Source organism: Rhodopila sp., assembly GCF_035548235.1.
Lineage (GTDB): Bacteria > Pseudomonadota > Alphaproteobacteria > Acetobacterales > Acetobacteraceae > Rhodopila.
Map to the genome: position 1 here is coordinate 15,529 of NZ_DASZTJ010000099.1, position 19,189 is coordinate 34,717.

Genomic DNA, 19,189 nt, shown 5'->3' on the forward strand with positions numbered 1-19,189 from the left:
CTAGGTCACGGACTTTCGCGCCTTCCTGGAACTCAGACCGACGCCATGGCCAGCAGCAACGACATCCGCGCCGCCTTCCTGGACTATTTCGCCCGCAACGGCCATCAGCCGGTGGAAAGCTCACCCTTGGTGCCGCGCAACGACCCGACGCTGATGTTCACCAATGCCGGGATGGTGCAGTTCAAGAACGTCTTCACCGGCCAGGAGAAGCGTCCCTACAACCGTGCGACGACCGCTCAGAAATGCGTGCGCGCCGGCGGCAAGCACTACGACCTGGACAATGTCGGCTACACCGCCCGCCATCACACCTTCTTCGAGATGCTGGGCAATTTCAGCTTCGGCGACTACTTCAAGGACAAGGCGATCCCCTTCGCGTGGGAACTGGTGACCAAGGACTTCGGCCTGCCCAAGGACCGGCTGTTGGTCACCGTCTATGCCGAGGACGAGGACGCCGCCGCGATCTGGAAGAAAGTCGCCGGCCTGCCGGAGGAGCGGATCATCCGCATCGGCACCTCGGACAATTTCTGGCGCATGGGGGATACCGGTCCGTGCGGCCCCTGCTCCGAGATCTTCTATGACCACGGCGACCACATCCCCGGCGGCCCGCCCGGCAGCCCGGACGAGGACGGCGACCGGTTCATCGAGATCTGGAACCTGGTGTTCATGCAGTTCGAGGAAGGGCCGCCCGGCACCCGCGTCCCGCTGCCCCGGCCCTCGATCGACACCGGCATGGGGCTGGAGCGCATCGCCGCCATCCTGCAGGGCAAGCACGACAACTACGACATCGACATCTTCCGCGCCCTGATCCTCGCCAGCGCCGAGATCACCGGGCAGGATCCGGACGGCCCGTTCCGCGCCAGCCATCGCGTCATCGCCGACCATCTGCGCAGTTCCAGCTTCCTGATGGCCGACGGGGTCCTGCCGTCCAACGAAGGCCGCGGCTATGTCCTGCGCCGGATCATGCGCCGCGCGATGCGGCACGCGGCGATGATGGGGGCGAGGGAGCCGATGATGCACCGGCTGGTGCCCGCCCTGATCCGCCAGATGGGCGCCGCCTACCCCGAACTGGTCCGCGCCGAGGTACTGATCACCGAGACGCTGCTGCTGGAGGAGACCCGCTTCAAGTCGCTGCTGGAACGCGGCCTGGGGCTGCTGGCCGAGGAAACCGGCCGCCTGGGCGACGGTCAGCCGCTGCCGGGCCCGGTGGCGTTCCGGCTGTACGACACGTATGGCTTCCCCCTCGATCTGACGCAGGACGCGCTGCGGGAACAGGGCCGGACCGTCGACCTCGCGGGGTTCGAGGTCGCGATGGCCGAACAGCGCGCCCGCGCCCGCGCCGCCTGGGCGGGATCGGGCGACGCGGCGACCGAACAGGTCTGGTTCGAGATCAAGGAACGGACCGGGGCGACCGAGTTCCTGGGCTATGCCACGGAAAGCGCCGAGGGCGAGATCACCGCACTGGTGGTGAACGGCGCCGTCGTCGACAGCGCGTCGGCCGGGACCGAGGTCGCGGTGGTGCTCAACCAGACGCCGTTCTATGGCGAGAGCGGTGGCCAGGTCGGCGATACCGGGACGATCACCGGCCCTGACGGGCTGGCCATCGCCATCACCGACACGCAAAAGAAGCTCGGCGAGCTGTTCGTCCACTACGGACTGGTGAAGGCCGGGACCGCCCGGCCGGGGATACCGGTCGTCGCCGAGGTGGACCATGCCCGCCGCACCGCCATCCGCGCCCACCACTCCGCCACACACCTGCTGCATGAGGCGTTGCGGCGCAAGTTGGGCACCCATGTCACCCAGAAAGGCAGCCTGAACGCCCCCGACCGGCTGCGCTTCGACGTCAGCCAACCCCGGCCGATTACCGCCGACGAGCTGCGCTGGGTGGAGGCCGAGGTCAACGCGAAAATCCGCGAGAACACCGAGGTCACCACGCGCCTGATGACGCCCGAAGCTGCCGTTGAGCTCGGCGCGATGGCGCTGTTCGGCGAGAAATACGGCGATGAGGTCCGCGTGGTGTCGATGGGCACACCGGACGGCAACAAGTCCGCCTGGTCGATCGAGCTGTGCGGCGGCACGCATGTCCGCCGGACCGGCGACATCGGCTATTTCCGCATCGTCAGCGAGGCCGCGGTCGCATCCGGCGTGCGGCGGATCGAGGCGGTCACCGGCACCGCGGCCGAGGCGGTCGTGGCCGAGATCCAATCCAGGCTGAACGAGGCCGCCGGCGCGCTGCGGGCGGCCCCCGCCGAGGTCGCGGACCGGATCACCGCCTTGCAGGAGGATCGCCGTAAGCTGGAACGCCAGGTCGCGGAGCTGCAGAAGAAGCTCGCCACCGGCGGCAGTGCCGCGTCCGTCGAGGACGTCAACGGGGTCAAGCTGGCGGCGCGCAACCTCGGCGAGGTGCCGGCGAAGGACCTGAAAAGCCTGGCCGATGCGATCCTGAAGCAGCAGGAGAGCGGGGTTGTGGCGCTGGTTTCGACGGCCGAGGGGAAAGCGTCGATCGTGGTCGCCGTGTCGGGTGACCTCAAGGACCGGGTTAGCGCGGTCGACCTCGTCCGCTCCGCCGCTGCGGCCGTCGGCGGCAAGGGCGGCGGTGGCCGCCCCGACCTGGCCCAGGCCGGCGGCCCGGATGGTGCCAAGGCGGACGAGGCTCTGGCGGCGGTGCGGGCGGCACTGGGGTAGAAGGCGGTTCGAGGGATCACCGAGGCGCCGACCACTTCCCGTTGCGTCTTCTCTTCGCGTCGTGGCCGGCCCCCGCGTCATCGTGGCCGGGCTTGACCGGCCATCCACGCCTAACGGTGCCCCCAGGCGGTGCATGACCGGCATAAAGCCGGTCATGACACACACGTCGAGACCATCACGGCAAAACGCACAAACCCGTCATGGCATGGGCACGGCTTATGGCGTCAGGCTCGTCTCCGCCAAATGGTCGAAGCGCTTGCAATACGTGCCCAGTCCCAAGGTCTGCGACCGCAACTCGATGATCAGGTCGTGCAGTTCCGCCTCGGGCACCAGCGCTTCGATCTCATCCCAACCGGCCCAGCCGGTCCGTTCCGCGAAACCGAGGATCTGACCGCGCCGGCCGGTCAGCAGGCGCTGCGCCTTGGCGGTGAACTCGTTGGGCACGGCCACGGTCACGCGGTCCACCGGCTCCAACAACACCGGGTCGGCCTTCGCCAGCCCCTCCTTCATGGCCAACTGCGTCGCGGTCTTGAACGCCATGTCGGAGCTGTCGACCGAATGGAACCCGCCATCGACCAGCGTCACCGAGACATCCACCACCGGATAGCCGAACGGCCCCTTGCCGGTGGCTTCCTCGGCGGCAGCCTCGACCGAGGGGATATAGTTGCGCGGCACCGCGCCACCGACGATCTTGTCGACGAACGCGAACCCCGTCCCGCGCGGCCTGGGGGCGATGTCGATCTTGACGTCGGCGAACTGCCCGTGCCCGCCGGTCTGACGCTTCAGCCGCCCATGCTCATGGATCGGCTTTCGGAGCGTTTCCTTATACGCCACCACGGGTTTTCGCGTCGCCAGCTTCAACCCGTAATCGCGGGACAGGTGTTCGGCCGCGGTCTGCAAATGGATCTCCCCCTGCCCGTGCAGGACCGTTTCGGCGTCCTGGGTGATCAGCAGGGTGGGATCTTCCTCCGCCAGCTTGTGCAGCGCGCCCGATAGTTTCACGTCGTCCTTGCGGTCCGTCGTGGCGACCGCCAGCGCGTAGACGGGGGGCGCGACCTGGGGGAACGGCAACTCCTCCTCGACCGTTCCGGTTGAAACCGTCGCCCCCGTGGGCACGCCGTCCAGGCGCCCCAGGGCAACGATATCGCCCTCCACCGCCTGTGGGACTTTCGTCAGGTCGCCGCTGGCGAAACGATAGATGCCGCCCAGGCGCGTGCCGCCAAGCTGGCTGCCGTCGGCGATCGTTCCACGCCAGACACGGGCGTAGGAGAGCTTGCCGGTGTGCCCGGCATACGCGGTCTTGAACACCTGCGCCAGCGGCGCCCCCTCCGCCCTGATCGCGTGCCGTTCGGCTGTCGTGGCCGCATGTGGCGTGTCGTGCCGCAGCGCTTTCCACAATCGCCGCACGCCGCTGGCGTGGTCGGCCGCGCCCAGCATCACTTCGATCACCGTCCCGTCATGCAGGTCCTTGCGCATGTCGCGATACAGTTCCTCGGGCGTCGGCCTGATATCCTCCAGCACTTTTTCCAGTAGGGCGTCGTCGTGGTCGGCAAGCGTCTCCACCAAGCGGCCCAGCGCAGCCTCGCCTTCGGCCTGGACGGAGTCCGGAATCCGCATGAGTTCGGAGGATTTCCCCTTGCGGTACCGGTATGCCCGTTCCGACATCAGATCGACATAGCCGATGACAGCCGACTCCTCGAAGATCGGCATCTGCCGCAGCACCAGAGGCGAACCGGCATAGGCCTGCAGCGCGGCCAGTGTGTCGCCGATCCCGTCATCCAGTGTATCGATCTTGTTGATGAACAGAATGTGAGGGACGTTCTCGTCCTTCAGCGTCTTCAGCAACGGGGCGACCATCAGCGCCTTGGCCGGCGTCGGCTCGCACACCACGACCGCGATGTCGGCGATCGCCAGCGCGGCCATGGTCTGATAGGAAAATTCGATCGAGCCGGGGCAGTCCAGGATGCACCACGGATCGCCCAGATAGCTGCAATGACCCAGGCGGATATCCGTCGTCATCGGCCGGTTGCGCGGATCGGCCGGGCGTTTCACCGGCGCACCGCCAACATCGAGCATGGCCTCGAACAGGGTGGACTTGCCGCTGCCATAGGGCCCGACCAGGGCTACGGAGCGGGGGCTCCCGACGTTTCGGGCTTCGGACATGACCGCACCTCCTTCTGTATCCGAAGGCGCTCCTGTGGACGCGGGCCCGAGCGAAGCGGGCACGCGGGGCGCCCTCTGGAAGGGGATGGTAGCGGAGTGGCGGGAGAAAGGGAGTCCCGAGTTGAGGAGGAACGCCCCCGGGGTGCGCTACGTCCGAAACCCTTGGAAACGGCCGGGGATCTTCTGGATCGCCGCCACCACGTCCCGTCGCGTGGCGGTGCTGGTGCCCGGCGTGAAATCGATCGTGACCGTGTCGACGACGCCGCCGTACCGCTTCTCGATCGCCGTCGGCAGGTCGTCATAGGTCGCCCGCGCGACGAACAGGTCCAGCACGTCGTCGGGGATTTCGGCGGCCATGCGATCCCATTGGCCGGTCTTCGACATCTCGGTCAGCTTCACACCGAGGTCGGACACCCCATGCAGGTCGAAGACCCCGCGATACGCGGGCGTCGAGCCATAGAAGGCAACGCGGTAGCGGACTTTCTCCAGCGCCTCCTTCACCGCCGCCGCGTCGGGGCCAGTGGCGACAAAACCACCGCCGGTGATCTCGAAATGCTCGAACGACTTGCCATGGGCGGCGAGTTCCTCGGCCAGCAGCGGCCGGACCACCTTTTCCAGGTATTCGCGCGTGGCGAAGCTGTGCAGCCGCACACTGTCGGCGACGCGGGCGGCGGTCTTCAGCATCAACGGCCCAACCGCCGCCACGGCCACCGGCGGCAATGGCAACCCCTGCGGCGGCGGCGCGAATTCCGGGGTCATCAGCGAAAAGGTGTAGTATTTGCCCTGGTAGTTCAGTCGCTCCTTGTGCTCCCAGCAGCGGAAGATCGCACGCAGGGATTCGACGTATTCGCCCAGCCGGGCGGCCGGCGCGACCCAAGGGACCGAGAAGCGGCGCTCGTTATGCGCCTTCACCTGGCTGCCCAGGCCAACGACGAAACGCCCTTTCGCATGTGTGTGCAGGTCCCAGGCCTGGTTGGCCACGATCATCGGGCTGCGCGGAAACGCAATCGCCACCGAGGTCACCAGTTGCACCCGCTCCGTCGCCAGCGCGGCGAAGGCCAGCGGTGCGAACGGGTCGTGCTTGATCTCGTTGCTCTGCACACTGTCGAAACCATCCTCTTCCGCCTGCCGCGCGGCAGTGCCGCAGGCATGCCAGTCGTGGCTCGGCAAGCTCATGGAGACGCGCATCTATTATCCTCCCATCCGTCGTCGCAATTTGCGGCCAGGCTGACGGTCACGTAAAGCTGTGACCGAAACGGCAGGAGGAAACAGCATGGGCGCGCTCGACGGCCAGGTCATCATCATCACCGGCGCCAGCCGCGGTATCGGCGAGGCCGCCGCCCACGCCCTCGCGAAAGACGGCGCTCGGGTGGTCCTGACCGGACGCGACAAGGCAACCGTGGGAAAGGTCGCCGAGGCAGTCGGTCCCTTGGCCGAGGCGCATGCCTGCGACATGGCCGACTACGCCGCCGTCGCCGCGCTGGCGGAGGCCACTCGCAAGCGCCACGGGCGGCTGGACGCGCTGGTCAACAACGCCGGCATCCTCGATCCGATCGCGACGATCGTCGACAGCGACCCTGCCGCCTGGGCGCGCAACGTCCAGACCAACCTGGTCGGTGCCTATCACGCCATCCGGGCAGTGCTGCCCGGCATGATCGCGGCCGGGGGCGGGTCGATCGTGAACCTGTCCTCGGGCGCGGCGATCCGGCCGCTGGAGGGCTGGAGCGCCTATTGCGCTGCCAAGGCCGGGCTGCACATGCTGACGCGGTCGGTTGCATTGGAAACCGAAGGCAAGAACATCCGCGTCTTCGGCTTCCAGCCCGGAATGACGGATACGTATATGCACGTGCAAGTGCGCGCGTCGGGCATCAACCCGCTGTCGAAAACGCCGCGTGAGACCCTGTATCCGACGGCGCATCCGGCGATGGCGATCGCCTATCTGCTGACCCCGGCGGCCGATGACCTCGCGGGCCAGGAATTCAGCCTGCGGGACGAACCGTTCCGCAAGCGGCTGGGCCTGTCATGAAGTCCGGTCCGCTCGCCGGCGTCACGGTGGTGGAGCTTGGCCAGAACCTGGCCGGGCCCCTGGCGGGCGTGGTCCTGGCGGACCTGGGCGCCGAGGTGATCAAGGTCGAGAAGCCTGATGGCGGCGATGACGCGCGGCTGTGGGGGCCTCCGTTCGTCGACGGCGACTCGGTCAGTTTCCATGCGAACAATCGCGGAAAGAAGTCGGTGACGCTGGACCTCAAGAGCGCAGGGGATGTGCAGCGGCTGAAGGACCTCGTGCGTGACGCCGATATCCTGATCCAGAACCTGCGGCCGGGAATCGTTGACGCACTGGGGATCGGACCGGAGGCGATGCAGGCGGTGAACCCGCGGCTGATCTACTGCTCGATCTGGTCGTTCGGACATACCGGCCCGTTGAAGTCGGCGCCTGCCTTTGACCCGCTGCTGCAGGCCTTTGCGTCGATGGTGACGTTGACCGGGCGCCCGGACGACCCGCCGACCTTCGCGGGCACGGCGATCAACGATATCACGACGGGAATGTGGTGCGTCATCGGCGCGCTGGCGGCGCTGAAGCAGCGCGAGCAGACGGGCAAAGGCTGCACCGTCGACGCGTCCCTGTTCGAAAGCGCCGTCGCCCTGGTGCAGACATCACTGAACACCTACCAAGTCACCGGCCGCGTGCCGCAACGCCACGGCGCGGCGAGCGCCACACTGGCGCCCTACCAGATTTTTGACACGGCCGACCGCCCGATCTGCATCGCTGCCGGCAACGACCGGCTGTTCGTCAAGCTGGCGAAGGCAATGGGCCACCCCGAATGGTGCGAGCACGAGCTGATGTCGGATGGCCGGAAGCGCGCGGCGAACCGCCAGTTCCTGGTCGAGACGATGCAACCCGTACTGCGGACCCGAAGCCGGCAGGACTGGCTGGGCCTCATCGGCGAGGCGGGCGTGCCGTGCGCGCCGGTCAACGACATCGCCGAATTGTCGGCGTCGGAGCAGTTGGCGGCGATGGGACAGTTGCAGACGCTACCAGGTAGCGACCTGCGCGTGGTTGGCCTGCCGCTGAACTTCGACGGGGTGCGACCAGCTCCCGCCACCGGGGCGCCGAAGTTGGGCGCGCATAATCCGGAGGTCTTGGGGAGCTGACCGCGGTTCCTCAATGCCCCGCATGGCTGCCGGAGAAATCCGGCGCCGCCAACCCCGACGCCTTCAATTGCGCGACCAGCGCTGCCTTCAGCCGTTCCAGCCCCGCTTCGGATTTTGCCTCGGCCCGAGCGACAAGGACCGCCTGGGTGTTGGAGGCGCGCAGCAGCCACCAGCCGTCATCGGTGGCGACCCGTACGCCGTCCGTCGCCGAGACCCTGGCGCCCTCGGCGGCGAGGCGTGACGCGACCTCCTCAATGACCGCGAACTTGCGGCGATCGTCACAATCGAAACGGACTTCCGGCGTGTTGATAACGTGCGGCAGCGCCTCGCGCATGGCCGACAGCTTACCGTCCAGCCGCGCAACGATCCCCAGCGTCCGCACCGCGGCATAGAGCGCATCGTCGAAGCCGTACCAGCGATCGGCGAAGAAGATATGGCCCGACATCTCACCGGCCAGGGGACTTCCGGTTTCGGCCATCTTAGCCTTGATCAGCGAATGTCCGGTCTTCCACATCAAAGGCGTGCCACCGGCAGCGGCGACTTCGTCGAACAAGACCTGGCTGGCTTTCACGTCGGCGATGATCGTGGCTTTCGGATGCTCCTTCAGCACGTCGCGCGCCAGCAGCACCAGCAGCTGGTCGCCGAAGAAGATGGCGCCGGTATCGTCGATCACGCCGATCCGATCCGCGTCGCCGTCGAAGGCAATGCCGATATCGGGTTTCCGCTTGGTTACCTCTGCAATCAACTGCTGCAGGTTCGCCGGAACGGTCGGGTCCGGGTGATGCGCCGGGAAATGCCCGTCGATCGTTCCGTTCAGGACGAAATGTTCGCCCGGCAGGGACGCGACGAGCTTCTGCAGGACTTCGCCCGCCGCACCGTTGCCATTGTCCCACACCACCTTCAGCATGCGGTCGCCGCCGTCCCAATCGGACAGCAGGCGACCGATATAATCGGCAACGATATCGATCGATTCTTCTGTCCCGCCGACCTCGGCGGTGACGTCGCCGCTCGCGGCCATTTTGCCGATCTGCTGGATCTGCTCGCCGAAAAACGGCTTGCGGCCCAGCATCATCTTGAAGCCGTTATAGTCAGGCGGATTGTGTGATCCGGTGACCATCACCGCGCCGTCGGTCTCCTTCACCGTCGCCGTGTAATACAGCATCGGCGTCGGTCCACGGCCGATGCGCAACACATGCATGCCGCTGGCCTTCAGTCCGTCCACCAGGGACTGTTCCAGCTCCGGGCTGGTCAGCCGTCCGTCGTACCCCACCGCGACGCGGGTGCCGCCATTGCGCGCCACGATCGTTCCGAACGTCCGCCCGATCGCGAAAGCGTCCGTCGGATGCAGGGTTTTTCCAACAATACCACGGATGTCGTATTCGCGCAGGACAGTCTGTTCGAACTGGTGGGTGAAGGCCATCGGTCGGATATCTCCTGCTCAGACGTAGGTTTTCAAAAACGCACGCACGGCGTCGGCCAAGTCCGGCCGTTTCAAAGCGAACGCGATCTGCGCTTCCAGATACCCTACCTTGTCGCCGCAGTCGAACCGGCGGCCTTCATAACGCAGCCCATGGAACGGCTGCGTTCCGATCAGCTTGGCCATTCCGTCGGTCAACTGCACCTCGTTGCCTGCCCCGCGCTCCATCCGCGCCAGATGCGTGATGACCTCGGGCATCAGCACATAGCGGCCGATGATCGACAGATTGGACGGCGCATCCTTGGGCGCAGGCTTTTCGACCAGGCCGGTCACCTCGACCAGACGGCCGTCATCCTTGCCGATCCTCAGGATGCCGTAGCGGTTGGTCTGTTCCCACGGCACCTCGGTCACCGCGACGACATTGCCGCCGGTCTCCTCATAGGCCTGGGCAAGCTGGGCCAGGCAGGGGACATCCGCCAGCACAAGGTCGTCAGGCAGCAGGATCGCGAACGGGTCGTCGCCGATGAAGGCGCGGGCGCACCAGATCGCGTGCCCAAGCCCCAGCGGCACCTGCTGGCGGACCGTCACGATCGATCCGGGCTCGCTCTGCGTCCCTTTCAGGTGCAGTAGCGCGTCGTGCTTTTCCCGCTCCCGCAACGTGGCATCGAGCTCGTATGCGATGTCGAAATGCTCCACCAGCGCGGTCTTGCCGCGGCCGGTGACCATGCAGAACTGTTCGATTCCGGCGGCGCGCGCTTCCTCGACGGCATATTGAATCAACGGCTTGTCGACGACCGGCAGCATTTCCTTGGCTGTCGCCTTGGTGGCGGGCAGGAAGCGGGTCCCCAGTCCCGCGACGGGCAGGACGGCCTTGGTGAGTTTCTTTTTCACGCGACGGCTCCAATTTCTAGGTTTGGATGTTCTGATTGCATGCAGATGTCAGAACGTATGGCCGGAATTATGGCAGCGGACAGAAAATACGCCGGGACAAAGCCGCGCGAGGTATAACACGTTCCGGCGAATATGGCCCAACCGTATCGACCGTTCAGCCCAATAAAACATCACGCGCCTGGTTGATCCGGCTGGCCAGCCAGTCGGAACCGCCTGCATCCGGATGCGCGGCCCGCATCAGGCGATGATGCGCCTCCCGGATCTCGGCCTCGGACGCACCGGGCCGCAGGCCCAGGACTTCGTAGGCCTCGGCGCGGGTCATGCTGCCCCTCGCCCCTGGCGGCCGGGGCCCGGCGCCCGGTCGCCGGGCCGTCCGCCCGCGCGCCTCCTGCCACTGCTGGTAAATCAGCGGGCCGAACAACGCCAGTGCCCCGAACGCGACCGACCCGCGCCCCGACAGGATCAGCAACAGCGCCAAGGTCAGGCCGCCCAGCGCGGCGATCCAGGCCAGCAACGCCTTGATCGAGCGGACCGACGCCCGCTCGAACGCCCGTGCCCCGGCGATCAGGACGAACAGGACCACCGCGCCGAACAGCAGGCCGATCATCGAACGTCCCCCACAGCCGCCTCAGGGTCGCGACGGCGGTGCATGATGGCGCCCCTTTCCTCAGTCCAAGTCTTGCGCCTCAACGACGGCAAGCGCGCTCAGGTTGACGATGCCGCGTGCCGTCACGCTGGGCACCACGACATGGATGGGCTTGGACATGCCCAGCAGGATCGGCCCGACCGGCAGCCCGTCAGCGGCGGCCTTCAGCAGGTTGAAGGCGATGTTGGCGGAATCGAGGTTGGGCATGATCAGCAGGTTGGCGGTGCCGGTCAGCTTGCTGTCCGGCACCGCGCGGTCGCGGATCGCCTGCACAAGCGCCGCGTCGGCGTGCATCTCACCGTCGATCTCCAGCCCCGGCGCCCGAGCACGGATCATCCCCAGGGCCTGGCGCATCTTGCGGGCAGAGGCGGTCTCGCTGGCACCGAAGTTGGAATGCGACAACAGCGCCGCCTTGGGAACCAGGCCGAAACCGCGTACCGCCTCGGCGGCCAGCAGGGTCATTTCGGTGATCTGCTCCGCCGTCGGGTCGACGACCATGAAGGTGTCGCAGATGAACAGGACGCCGGTCGGCAGGATCAGGCAGGACAGAGCGTAGACCCGATTGACGTCGGGCCGGCGCGGGATGATCGGCAGGACGTACTGGATCTGCCGCCACCAGCCGCCGGTCCCGCCGCAGATCGCCGCGTCCGCCTGCCCCGCATGCAGCAGCATCGCCGCGGCCACCGAGGCTCGGGTCGTGATCCGCCGCGCCGCCGGCTCCGGCGGCGTGCCACGGCGGCCCGCGAGACGCTGGTATTCAGGGACCAACGCATCATACACCGCCCGGTCGGCCACCGGATCCAGCACCTGCACCTGTTTGCCCAGTTTCATCCGCAGGCCCATGTCCTTGATTTTGGCGGCGATCAGGTCGCGGCTGCCCAGCAGGATAGGATGGGCGATCTCGTCGTCGATCAGGGTCTGCGCGGCGCGCAGGATCCGTTCGTCCTCACCCTCGGCGAACACGACGCGCTTGGGCTCGCGGCTCGCCGCCTCGAACACCGGACGCATCAAGTAGCCGCTGCGGAACACGAAGCGTTCGAGGTCGGCCATATAGGCGTGCAAATCGGCGATCGGCCGGCGCGCGACCCCCGTCTCCATCGCCGCACGGGCCACCGCCGGGGCGATTTCGAGGATCAGCCGAGGATCGAAGGGCCTGGGGATGATATAGTCGGGACCGAACACCGGCGCCACGCCGCCATACGCGGCGGCGACGACCTCGCTGGCCTCGACGCGGGCCAGTTTGGCGATGGCTTCGACCGCCGCGATCTTCATCGCCTCGTTGATCGTGGTCGCGCCGACATCCAGCGCGCCGCGGAAGATAAAGGGAAAGCACAGGACGTTGTTGACCTGGTTGGCATAGTCGCTGCGGCCGGTGGCAACGATCGCGTCGGGGCGGATCTTGGCGACCAGGTCCGGATCGATCTCGGGCTCCGGATTCGCCAGCGCCAGGATGATCGGCTTGGGGCCGAGGCTGGGGAGCCATTCCGGCTTCAGCACGCGGGGGGCGGACAGGCCCATGAACACGTCGCAGCCGGGCAGCGCGTCCTGCAGCGTGGTGGCATTGGTCTCGCGGGCGTAGCGCGCCATGTTCGGCAGCATGCCTGGACGATCCTTGTGCACCACGCCCTTGATGTCCGTCAGCGTGACATTCTCCGGCTTCAGGCCCATCGAGACCAGCAGGTCGACGCAGGCCAGGGCCGCCGCGCCGGCACCCGAGGTGACCAGCTTCACCTCCGCGATGTCCTTGCCCTGCAACAGCAGCCCGTTCCGGACGGCGGCGGCGACGGTGATGGCCGTGCCGTGCTGGTCGTCATGAAAGACCGGGATGTTCATCCTGGACCGCAGCTCCGCCTCGATGGCGAAGCATTCGGGGGCCTTGATGTCTTCCAGGTTCACCGCGCCGAAGGTCGGTTCCAGGGCGGCGACGACGTCGCAGAACCGAGCGGGATCGGTGGCGTCGACCTCGATGTCGAAGACGTCGATGCCGGCGAATTTCTTGAACAGGACGGCTTTGCCTTCCATGACCGGCTTGCCGGCCAGGGGGCCGATATTGCCCAGGCCCAGAACGGCGGTGCCGTTGGAGATCACCGCGACCAGGTTGCCGCGGGCGGTGTAGTCATGGGCGGTGTCCGGGTCGGCTTTGATCGCCTCGCACGCCGCGGCGACGCCGGGCGAGTAGGCCAGCGCCAGGTCGCGCTGCGTCGCCATGCGCTTGGTCGGCTCGATGGTAAGCTTACCGGGCCGCGGCAGCCGGTGGTAGTCGAGCGCTGCCTTGCGGAAATCCTCGTCCATGACGTTCCCTGATCCATTCGAAGGTGGGTGGGTTCATACAAGATGGGGGCCAATCGGGGCTAGACGCGAGGGGATCCATGGAATGATGCCCTTGGGACAATACATGGCATTCCCAGCGAAGCGTCGTATCATCCCGACGGTCCAAGAAGGCGGAACGACATGCAACTGGCTTCCACCGTCCACGAACTCGCAGACCCCTGGGTTGCCCAGGAATTCTATCACAGCAACGGCTGGACCGATGGCCTGCCCATCGTCCCGCCGACGCCCGAAGCGGTAGAAGCCTGCCTGGAATGGGCCATGACCCCGCCCGATCAGCTTCTGGGGGTGGAACCGGTGCGCGGCGTGCCGATCACCGCCGAGAAGCTGGCGGTCAACGCGGTCATGGCCGGCTGCCTGCCGATGCATTTCCCTGCCGTTCTGGCCGCCTTCGCCGCCATGTTGCAGCCGGAGTTCCTGTTGCACGGCGCGACCTCCTCCACCGGCGGCTGCGCCGTTGCCGTCATCTTGAATGGTCCCCTGCGGCGGGAGATCGGGGCTGTCGGCGGGTTCAACGCGCTGGGCAACAGCGACCGGGCGACGGCGGTGATCGGGCGCACGATCCGCCTGTCGCTGATCAACGTCCTGGAAGTCCGGCCCGGCGGCATCGATCGCTCCACCCTCGGTCATCCCGGCAAGTTCAGCTACTGCATCGCCGAGGACGAGGAGGACTCGACCTGGGTGCCGCTGCATGCCCAGCGCGGCGTGCCGCCCGAGGCCTCGGCCGTCACCGTCATGGCCGCCGGCGCGCCGCGCCAGATCATGAACGAATGGACGACGAAGCCCGAGGAGATCCTGGAGACCTTCGCGGCTGAAATCCGAGCCAACATGCGGCATTATTCGATCTGGGGCGGCAACTACATCATGGTCGTGCCCAAGCAGTTGCGCGACCATCTGCAAGGCGCCGGCTGGCGCAAGTCCGACATCGCCGAGTTCATCTGGAAACGCGCCCGCATCCGCCGCAGCGAATGGGCCGAGGTCGGCAAGGCCGCCGTGGTGCGGGAGGAGGGCGACCGCGAATACGCCGCACTGCCCTCGCCCGAGCATCTGCTGATCGTCGCGGCCGGCGGCCCCGCCGGCGGTTTCGGTGCCATCATTCCCCCGTGGCTCGGCCTCAAGAGCCAGGCGGTCACCGCGCCGATCGGCGTCTGCATTGACTGCGAGCCGATTGACTGTGGCCCGGTGGCGGAGTGAGATCGGCGGCATGACGATCCGGGTCCTCGATCCCACCAACGAAACCGTGCCCCTGGTCGGCAGGCCGGCGCCCAGGCTGGCGTCGCTGGCAGGCGCGACGATCGGTTTCGTCTCCAACGGAAAGGAAGGGACCCAGGGGTTCTTCAACCATCTGGAGCAGGTGCTGCGGCAGAATTACGGCGTCGCGTCGGTGGTCCGGCGCACCAAGTCCAACTACAGCGCCCCGGCCGATCCGCACATCGTCGATGAGTTGCGCCGCTGGCAGGCGGTCGTCGCCGGCGTCGGCGACTGAGGAAGCTGCTCGTCGTGCAGTCTGCATGACTCCATCACAGCCGAACGATTGGGCATTCCCGGCATGGGCGTGATGACGACGCGCTTCGTCAGTGCGGCGGAGTTGATGGCGCGTGTGCTGGGCTTTCCCGGCTACCGGTTCGCGGTGATCGATCACCCGATCAGCAGCGCGTCGGACGCCGCCCTGCTCGCCATGGCGAAGGCAGCCGCACGACAGGCCGAGACGCTGCTGGCGGGTAGACCGGCCGCCTGAGCCGGAGCCGTCGCCGGTCCGTTCGATCAGGGCCGGGCGACGTGCCAGGCGCCGTTCAGGAATCCGTCGCCGGTGACGTCGCCCGGCTTGCTGTCCTTGCTCCAGGTATAGAGCGGCCTGCCCCTATAGGCCCATTGACGGCTGCCGTCGTCGCGCATGATCACCGAGTAGCCCGCGCCGCTGCTTGCCCCGGGTTCGGCCTTCAACGGCGGCCAGTTGGTAGCGCAGGCGCCGTTGCAGGCGGATTTGCCGTCGCTGTCCTTGGCGAAGGTATAGAGCGTCATGCCCTTGGCATCGACCAAGGTCCTTCCCTTCGCCGTCGTCGAGACTTGGACCGGAGCGGCCGCCAGCGCAACGCCGCTCGTCAAAATGAGGCCTGCCAGGGTCGTCAGGATCGTCTTTCGCGTCATGCCGTGTTTCCTCCCGTTTTGCGTGGTGCCACGCCTTATAGGACACCGCGGCGAGGCGATTATTCCCTCATCGACATTTTTTGGTCGTCCCGCACAGTCGGAGGCAATCGCCGCAAGGTATGGCCGTGCGGATCGACGCCATGACGGTCTAACCGACCGCCCGCAGCCGCCCGCCGATCGCGGCAGCCGCCGGGGCGCGGACGAACACCGCCACCCCCAGCGCGCCCAGTACCGCGATCGCCCCTGTCGCCAGGAACGCGGCGAAGAAGGAACCGGTCGCCTGCACGATGAACCCCGTCATCAGCGGCGCGACGATGCCGCCGCAATTGGCGATGAAATGGACGAAGCCCGAGACGCCGCCGACGCGGTCCTGCTCGATCGTATCGAGGATGATCGCCCAATAAGTGTTCCCCGTCAGATACATGAAGAACACCGACACGGTCATCAGCGCGACGGCCGAAAACACCGTGTCCGCCTCGCCTGCCAGCCCGATGCACAGCGCCGCCACCAGCAAACACACCACCAGGACCAGCTTGCGCGCCAGAATCGGGTTGCCGGTCATCTTGAAGATCAGGTCGCAGAGCGGGCCGCCCGCCGTCAGCCCGATGAACCCGACCAGCCAGGGGATGGTGGTGGCGAAGCTCATGCTGGCGATGCTCAAGTGCCGCGCCGACACCAGGTAGGTCGGGAACCAGGTCAGGAAGAAGAACAGGATGCAGGAATAGCCGAAGAAGGCGAAGGCCGTGGCCAGGATCGCCGGCCGCGCGATCAGGCTGCCCAGCGGCTGGGGCGAGGCCGAGGGCGGCGGCTGGGTCTTCTGGCCGTCCTCGAATTCGGCCAGTTCCTGCGACGTGATGCGGCCGTTCTCGCGGGGATGATCGGTCGCGATCGCATACCAGAACACGACCCAGGCGATGCCGATCAGGGCGATGATGATGAAGGCCGGCCGCCAGCCGACGCTGAGGGCGAGCAATCCGACGACCGGTCCTGAAACGGCCGCGCCCAGCGGAGTGCCGGCGTTGGCGACGCTGACCGCGCTGGCCTGCTGGCCGTGCGGAAACCAGTTTCGGACGGTCTTGTTGAAGGTCGAGCCGATCGGCCCCTCCCCCATGCCGAACAGGATTCGGACGACCAGCAGCGACGCGACGCTCCAGGCCGCGGCGGTCAGGCCGCAGAAGATCGACCAGGCGATCATGGACACGCCCATGACGTTGCGCGGCCCAAATCGGTCGGAGGCGTAACCGCCGACGAAACAGAACAGCGCATAGCCGAACGAAAAGCTGCTGAAGACGATGCCAAGCTGAGACGCATCCAAGTGCAGGTCCTGGCGGATCAAGGGCGCCGCAACGCCAAGCGCCGACCGGTCGAGATAGTTGATCATGCCCGCCAGGAACATGAGCGAACCGATGACCCAGCGTAACCGCATACCCATCATGGCTGACGTTTCCAGTCCGTTTCCCAAGGTTCCGTCGGCCGCTGAGCACGATGACGTCTGAACGTGGTGACATCAGTCATCCGCTCGCGGCCGTTATGCCTCGATGTTGCGAACAGGCCTGACGGATGTCAATCGCCGCCCCGTCCGGCTGCAACCGGCCCCTTGAAGGGCCAGTTCATATCATATGTAACCGAATTCAATACGACCGCGGCATCCCCAGCACGTGCTGGCCGACATAGCCCAGGATCAGGTTGGTCGAGATCGGGGCGATCTGGTACAGCCGCACCTCGCGCCATTTCCGCTCGATCTCGTATTCCCGCGCATAGGCGAACCCGCCATAGGTCTGCATGGTCGTGTCGGCGGCCTTCCAGGCCGCTTCCGACGCCAACAGCTTGGCGATGTTGGCGTCCGCGCCGCATTCCTTGCCGTCGTCGAACAGCGCCGCCGCGCGGCGGCAGATCATGTCGGCGGCCTCCAGTTCCGCCCAGGCGCGGGCGATCGGGAACTGCACCGCCTGGTTCTTGCCGATCGGCGCGCCGAACACCACCCGGTCCTTGGCATATTGCGTCGCCTTCTTCACGAACCACTTGCCGTCGCCCACCGCCTCGCTGGCCACCAGGATTCGTTCGGCGTTCATGCCATCCAGGATATAGCGGAACCCCTTTCCTTCCTCGCCGATCAGGCTGTCGGCGGGAATGCGGAAATTATCGAAGAACACCTCGGTCGTGTTGTGGTTGATCATCGCCTTGATCGGCCGCACCGTCAGGCCCTTGCCGGTGTTCTTCGCGGTCATGTCGATCAGGAACACCGACAGCCCGTCGCTGCGCTTCTTCACCTGGTCGGCCGAGGTCGTGCGCGCCAGCAGCAGCATCATGTCCGAATGCAGCGCGCGCGACGTCCATACTTTCTGCCCGTTGATGACATAGGAATCGCCATCCCGCACCGCGCGGGTCTTCAGTTGCGTGGTGTCCGACCCTGTCGTCGGCTCCGTGACGCCGAACGCCTGCAGGCGGATGCGGCCGGCGGCGATCTCAGGGAGGTATTTCCGCTTCTGCGCCTCGCTGCCATGCCGCAGCAGCGTACCCATGATGTACATCTGCGCATGGCCCTGGCTGGCGACGCAGCCATTGGCGTTGATCTCCTCCAGGATCACCGCCGCCGCGCGCAGCGGTAGGCCGGAGCCGCCGTACTCCTCGGGGATCAGCGCGCCGAGGAACCCGGCCTCGGTCAGTTCGCCCACGAATTCAGTAGGATAGGCCTCCTTCTCCTCCAGCCCGGACCAGTAGGTACCGGGATACCGCGCGCAGATGCGGCGGACGGACTCCCGCAGTTCCGGATAGTCCTCACCCAGGGCGACGACGGTTTCTTCGGACATGGACTTCCTCCAGCGGCAATGATTGGCGCCAAGCCATGCCCAACCATGGGCGGCGGGTCAAACCCCTGCTACAGCGCGACGGTCATGCGTATCCTTTTCGTCACCTCTACTCGCCTGGGCGATGCTGTCCTGTCCACCGGGCTGCTGGACCACCTGATCCGCACCTACCCGGCGGCACGCATCACCGTCGTCTGCGGCCCGGTGGCCGAGGGCCTGTTCGACCGCATGCCGAACCGGGCGGCGACGCTGGTGATGGAAAAGCGGGATTGGGGCGCACATTGGGTCCGCCTGTGGGCAACCGTCGCGCCGCATCTGTGGGACCTCGTGGTGGACATAAGGGGCTCCGCGCTGTCCTGGCTGGTGCCCACGCGGCGGCGCGCGGTGTTCCGTCGCCGAGGCGGGCCAAAAACGGCGGAGTTGGCGGCGATCCTGGGACTGGATCCGCCCCCTGCCCCGGTCGCCTGGTTCGACGACGCCGACACCCAACGGGTCCGGGCGCTGCTGGGACCGGACCGGCCGTTCATCGCCCTGGCCCCCACCGCCAACTGGCCGGGGAAGGTCTGGCCAGGGGATCGTTTTGCCGCCGCCTTCCGCCGCCTCGCCGGTCCCGACACCCGCCCCGTCGTGCTCGGTGCCCCCGGTGCGCGCGAGCGGGCGATGGCCGATGCCGTATTGGCCCAGTTGCCCGGCGCGATCGATCTGGTGGCGAAACTCTCGCTGCCGGAGGTGTCGGCCTGCCTGGCCCGAGCCAGTCTTTTCATCGGGAACGATTCCGGCCTGATGCACATGGCCGCCGCGGCGGGCGCGCCCACTGTCGGCCTGTTCGGGCCGACCGACGCGGATGTCTACGGCCCCGTCGGACGGCGCGCCATCGCCGTGCGCGGACGCGACATGGACGCGATCACTGTCGACGCGGTCGTCGACGCCGCCCGGCGCCTGCTGGAATAGCCA

General features: G+C 66.9%; 15 protein-coding genes. 6 read left to right on the forward strand and 9 right to left on the reverse strand.

Annotation, left to right across the window (positions count from 1 at the left end):
* The first annotated feature begins 45 nt into the window (after nt 1-45).
* The gene (alaS, locus tag VHB27_RS08275; RefSeq protein ID WP_325599137.1) at nt 46-2,682 is read left to right on the forward strand and encodes an alanine--tRNA ligase; all 2,637 of its coding nucleotides are present in this window, start codon (nt 46-48) and stop codon (nt 2,680-2,682) included.
* 216 nt (nt 2,683-2,898) lie between these two features.
* Here alaS and VHB27_RS08280 read toward each other — a convergent pair whose 3' ends face one another.
* Nucleotides 2,899-4,845 (reverse strand): elongation factor G, encoded by a 1,947-nt coding sequence (locus VHB27_RS08280; protein WP_325599139.1) that lies wholly within the window; start codon nt 4,843-4,845, stop codon nt 2,899-2,901.
* A gap of 147 nt (nt 4,846-4,992) precedes the next feature.
* Nucleotides 4,993-6,033: a TIGR03617 family F420-dependent LLM class oxidoreductase gene (locus VHB27_RS08285; protein WP_325599141.1), complete on the reverse strand. Its 1,041-nt coding sequence runs from the start codon at nt 6,031-6,033 to the stop codon at nt 4,993-4,995.
* Between the two features lie 85 nt (nt 6,034-6,118).
* On the opposite strand from VHB27_RS08285, the gene VHB27_RS08290 reads away from it, so the two are divergent.
* Nucleotides 6,119-6,871: an SDR family NAD(P)-dependent oxidoreductase gene (locus tag VHB27_RS08290; RefSeq protein WP_325599143.1), complete on the forward strand. Its 753-nt coding sequence runs from the start codon at nt 6,119-6,121 to the stop codon at nt 6,869-6,871.
* On the forward strand, nt 6,868-7,998 hold the full coding sequence (locus VHB27_RS08295) for a CaiB/BaiF CoA transferase family protein (protein WP_325599145.1): 1,131 nt from the start codon (nt 6,868-6,870) through the stop codon (nt 7,996-7,998). Before VHB27_RS08290 ends, VHB27_RS08295 begins: the two co-directional genes overlap by 4 nt.
* Nucleotides 7,999-8,008: 10 nt before the next feature.
* On the opposite strand, the gene pgmG is transcribed toward VHB27_RS08295, so the two are convergent.
* From pgmG to VHB27_RS08315, 4 genes are all read right to left on the reverse strand, one after another.
* A complete protein-coding gene (gene pgmG / locus VHB27_RS08300) occupies nt 8,009-9,418 on the reverse strand; it encodes a phosphoglucomutase/phosphomannomutase PgmG (RefSeq protein WP_325599147.1) in 1,410 nt (469 codons plus the stop codon).
* An 18-nt stretch (nt 9,419-9,436) separates the two neighbouring features.
* Nucleotides 9,437-10,306, reverse strand: coding sequence for a UTP--glucose-1-phosphate uridylyltransferase GalU (gene galU, locus VHB27_RS08305; RefSeq protein WP_325599149.1), 870 nt, complete (start codon nt 10,304-10,306; stop codon nt 9,437-9,439).
* Between the two features lie 154 nt (nt 10,307-10,460).
* A complete protein-coding gene (locus VHB27_RS08310) occupies nt 10,461-10,913 on the reverse strand; it encodes a DnaJ domain-containing protein (protein WP_325599151.1) in 453 nt (150 codons plus the stop codon).
* Nucleotides 10,914-10,973: 60 nt separating this feature from the next.
* Nucleotides 10,974-13,244, reverse strand: a complete 2,271-nt coding sequence (locus VHB27_RS08315; RefSeq protein WP_325599153.1) for an NADP-dependent malic enzyme — start codon at nt 13,242-13,244, stop codon at nt 10,974-10,976.
* Between the two features lie 159 nt (nt 13,245-13,403).
* On the opposite strand from VHB27_RS08315, the gene VHB27_RS08320 reads away from it, so the two are divergent.
* Both VHB27_RS08320 and VHB27_RS08325 read left to right on the forward strand, forming a co-directional pair.
* The gene (locus VHB27_RS08320; RefSeq protein ID WP_325599155.1) at nt 13,404-14,474 is read left to right on the forward strand and encodes a hypothetical protein; all 1,071 of its coding nucleotides are present in this window, start codon (nt 13,404-13,406) and stop codon (nt 14,472-14,474) included.
* A 10-nt stretch (nt 14,475-14,484) separates the two neighbouring features.
* The gene (locus VHB27_RS08325; protein WP_325599157.1) at nt 14,485-15,018 is read left to right on the forward strand and encodes a UGSC family (seleno)protein; all 534 of its coding nucleotides are present in this window, start codon (nt 14,485-14,487) and stop codon (nt 15,016-15,018) included.
* A 26-nt stretch (nt 15,019-15,044) separates the two neighbouring features.
* On the opposite strand, the gene VHB27_RS08330 is transcribed toward VHB27_RS08325, so the two are convergent.
* The 3 genes from VHB27_RS08330 to VHB27_RS08340 form a co-directional block, all read right to left on the reverse strand.
* The gene (locus VHB27_RS08330; RefSeq protein ID WP_325599159.1) at nt 15,045-15,428 is read right to left on the reverse strand and encodes a hypothetical protein; all 384 of its coding nucleotides are present in this window, start codon (nt 15,426-15,428) and stop codon (nt 15,045-15,047) included.
* A 148-nt stretch (nt 15,429-15,576) separates the two neighbouring features.
* Nucleotides 15,577-16,863: an MFS transporter gene (locus VHB27_RS08335; RefSeq protein ID WP_325599160.1), complete on the reverse strand. Its 1,287-nt coding sequence runs from the start codon at nt 16,861-16,863 to the stop codon at nt 15,577-15,579.
* A 196-nt stretch (nt 16,864-17,059) separates the two neighbouring features.
* Complete coding sequence (locus VHB27_RS08340) at nt 17,060-18,238, reverse strand: acyl-CoA dehydrogenase family protein (RefSeq protein WP_325599162.1); 1,179 nt, start codon at nt 18,236-18,238, stop codon at nt 17,060-17,062.
* Between the two features lie 84 nt (nt 18,239-18,322).
* Between VHB27_RS08340 and VHB27_RS08345 the strand changes: the two genes are divergently transcribed.
* Entirely contained in the window at nt 18,323-19,186 is an 864-nt protein-coding gene (locus VHB27_RS08345; RefSeq protein ID WP_325599164.1) for a glycosyltransferase family 9 protein, read from the forward strand.
* Nucleotides 19,187-19,189 lie beyond the last annotated feature (3 nt).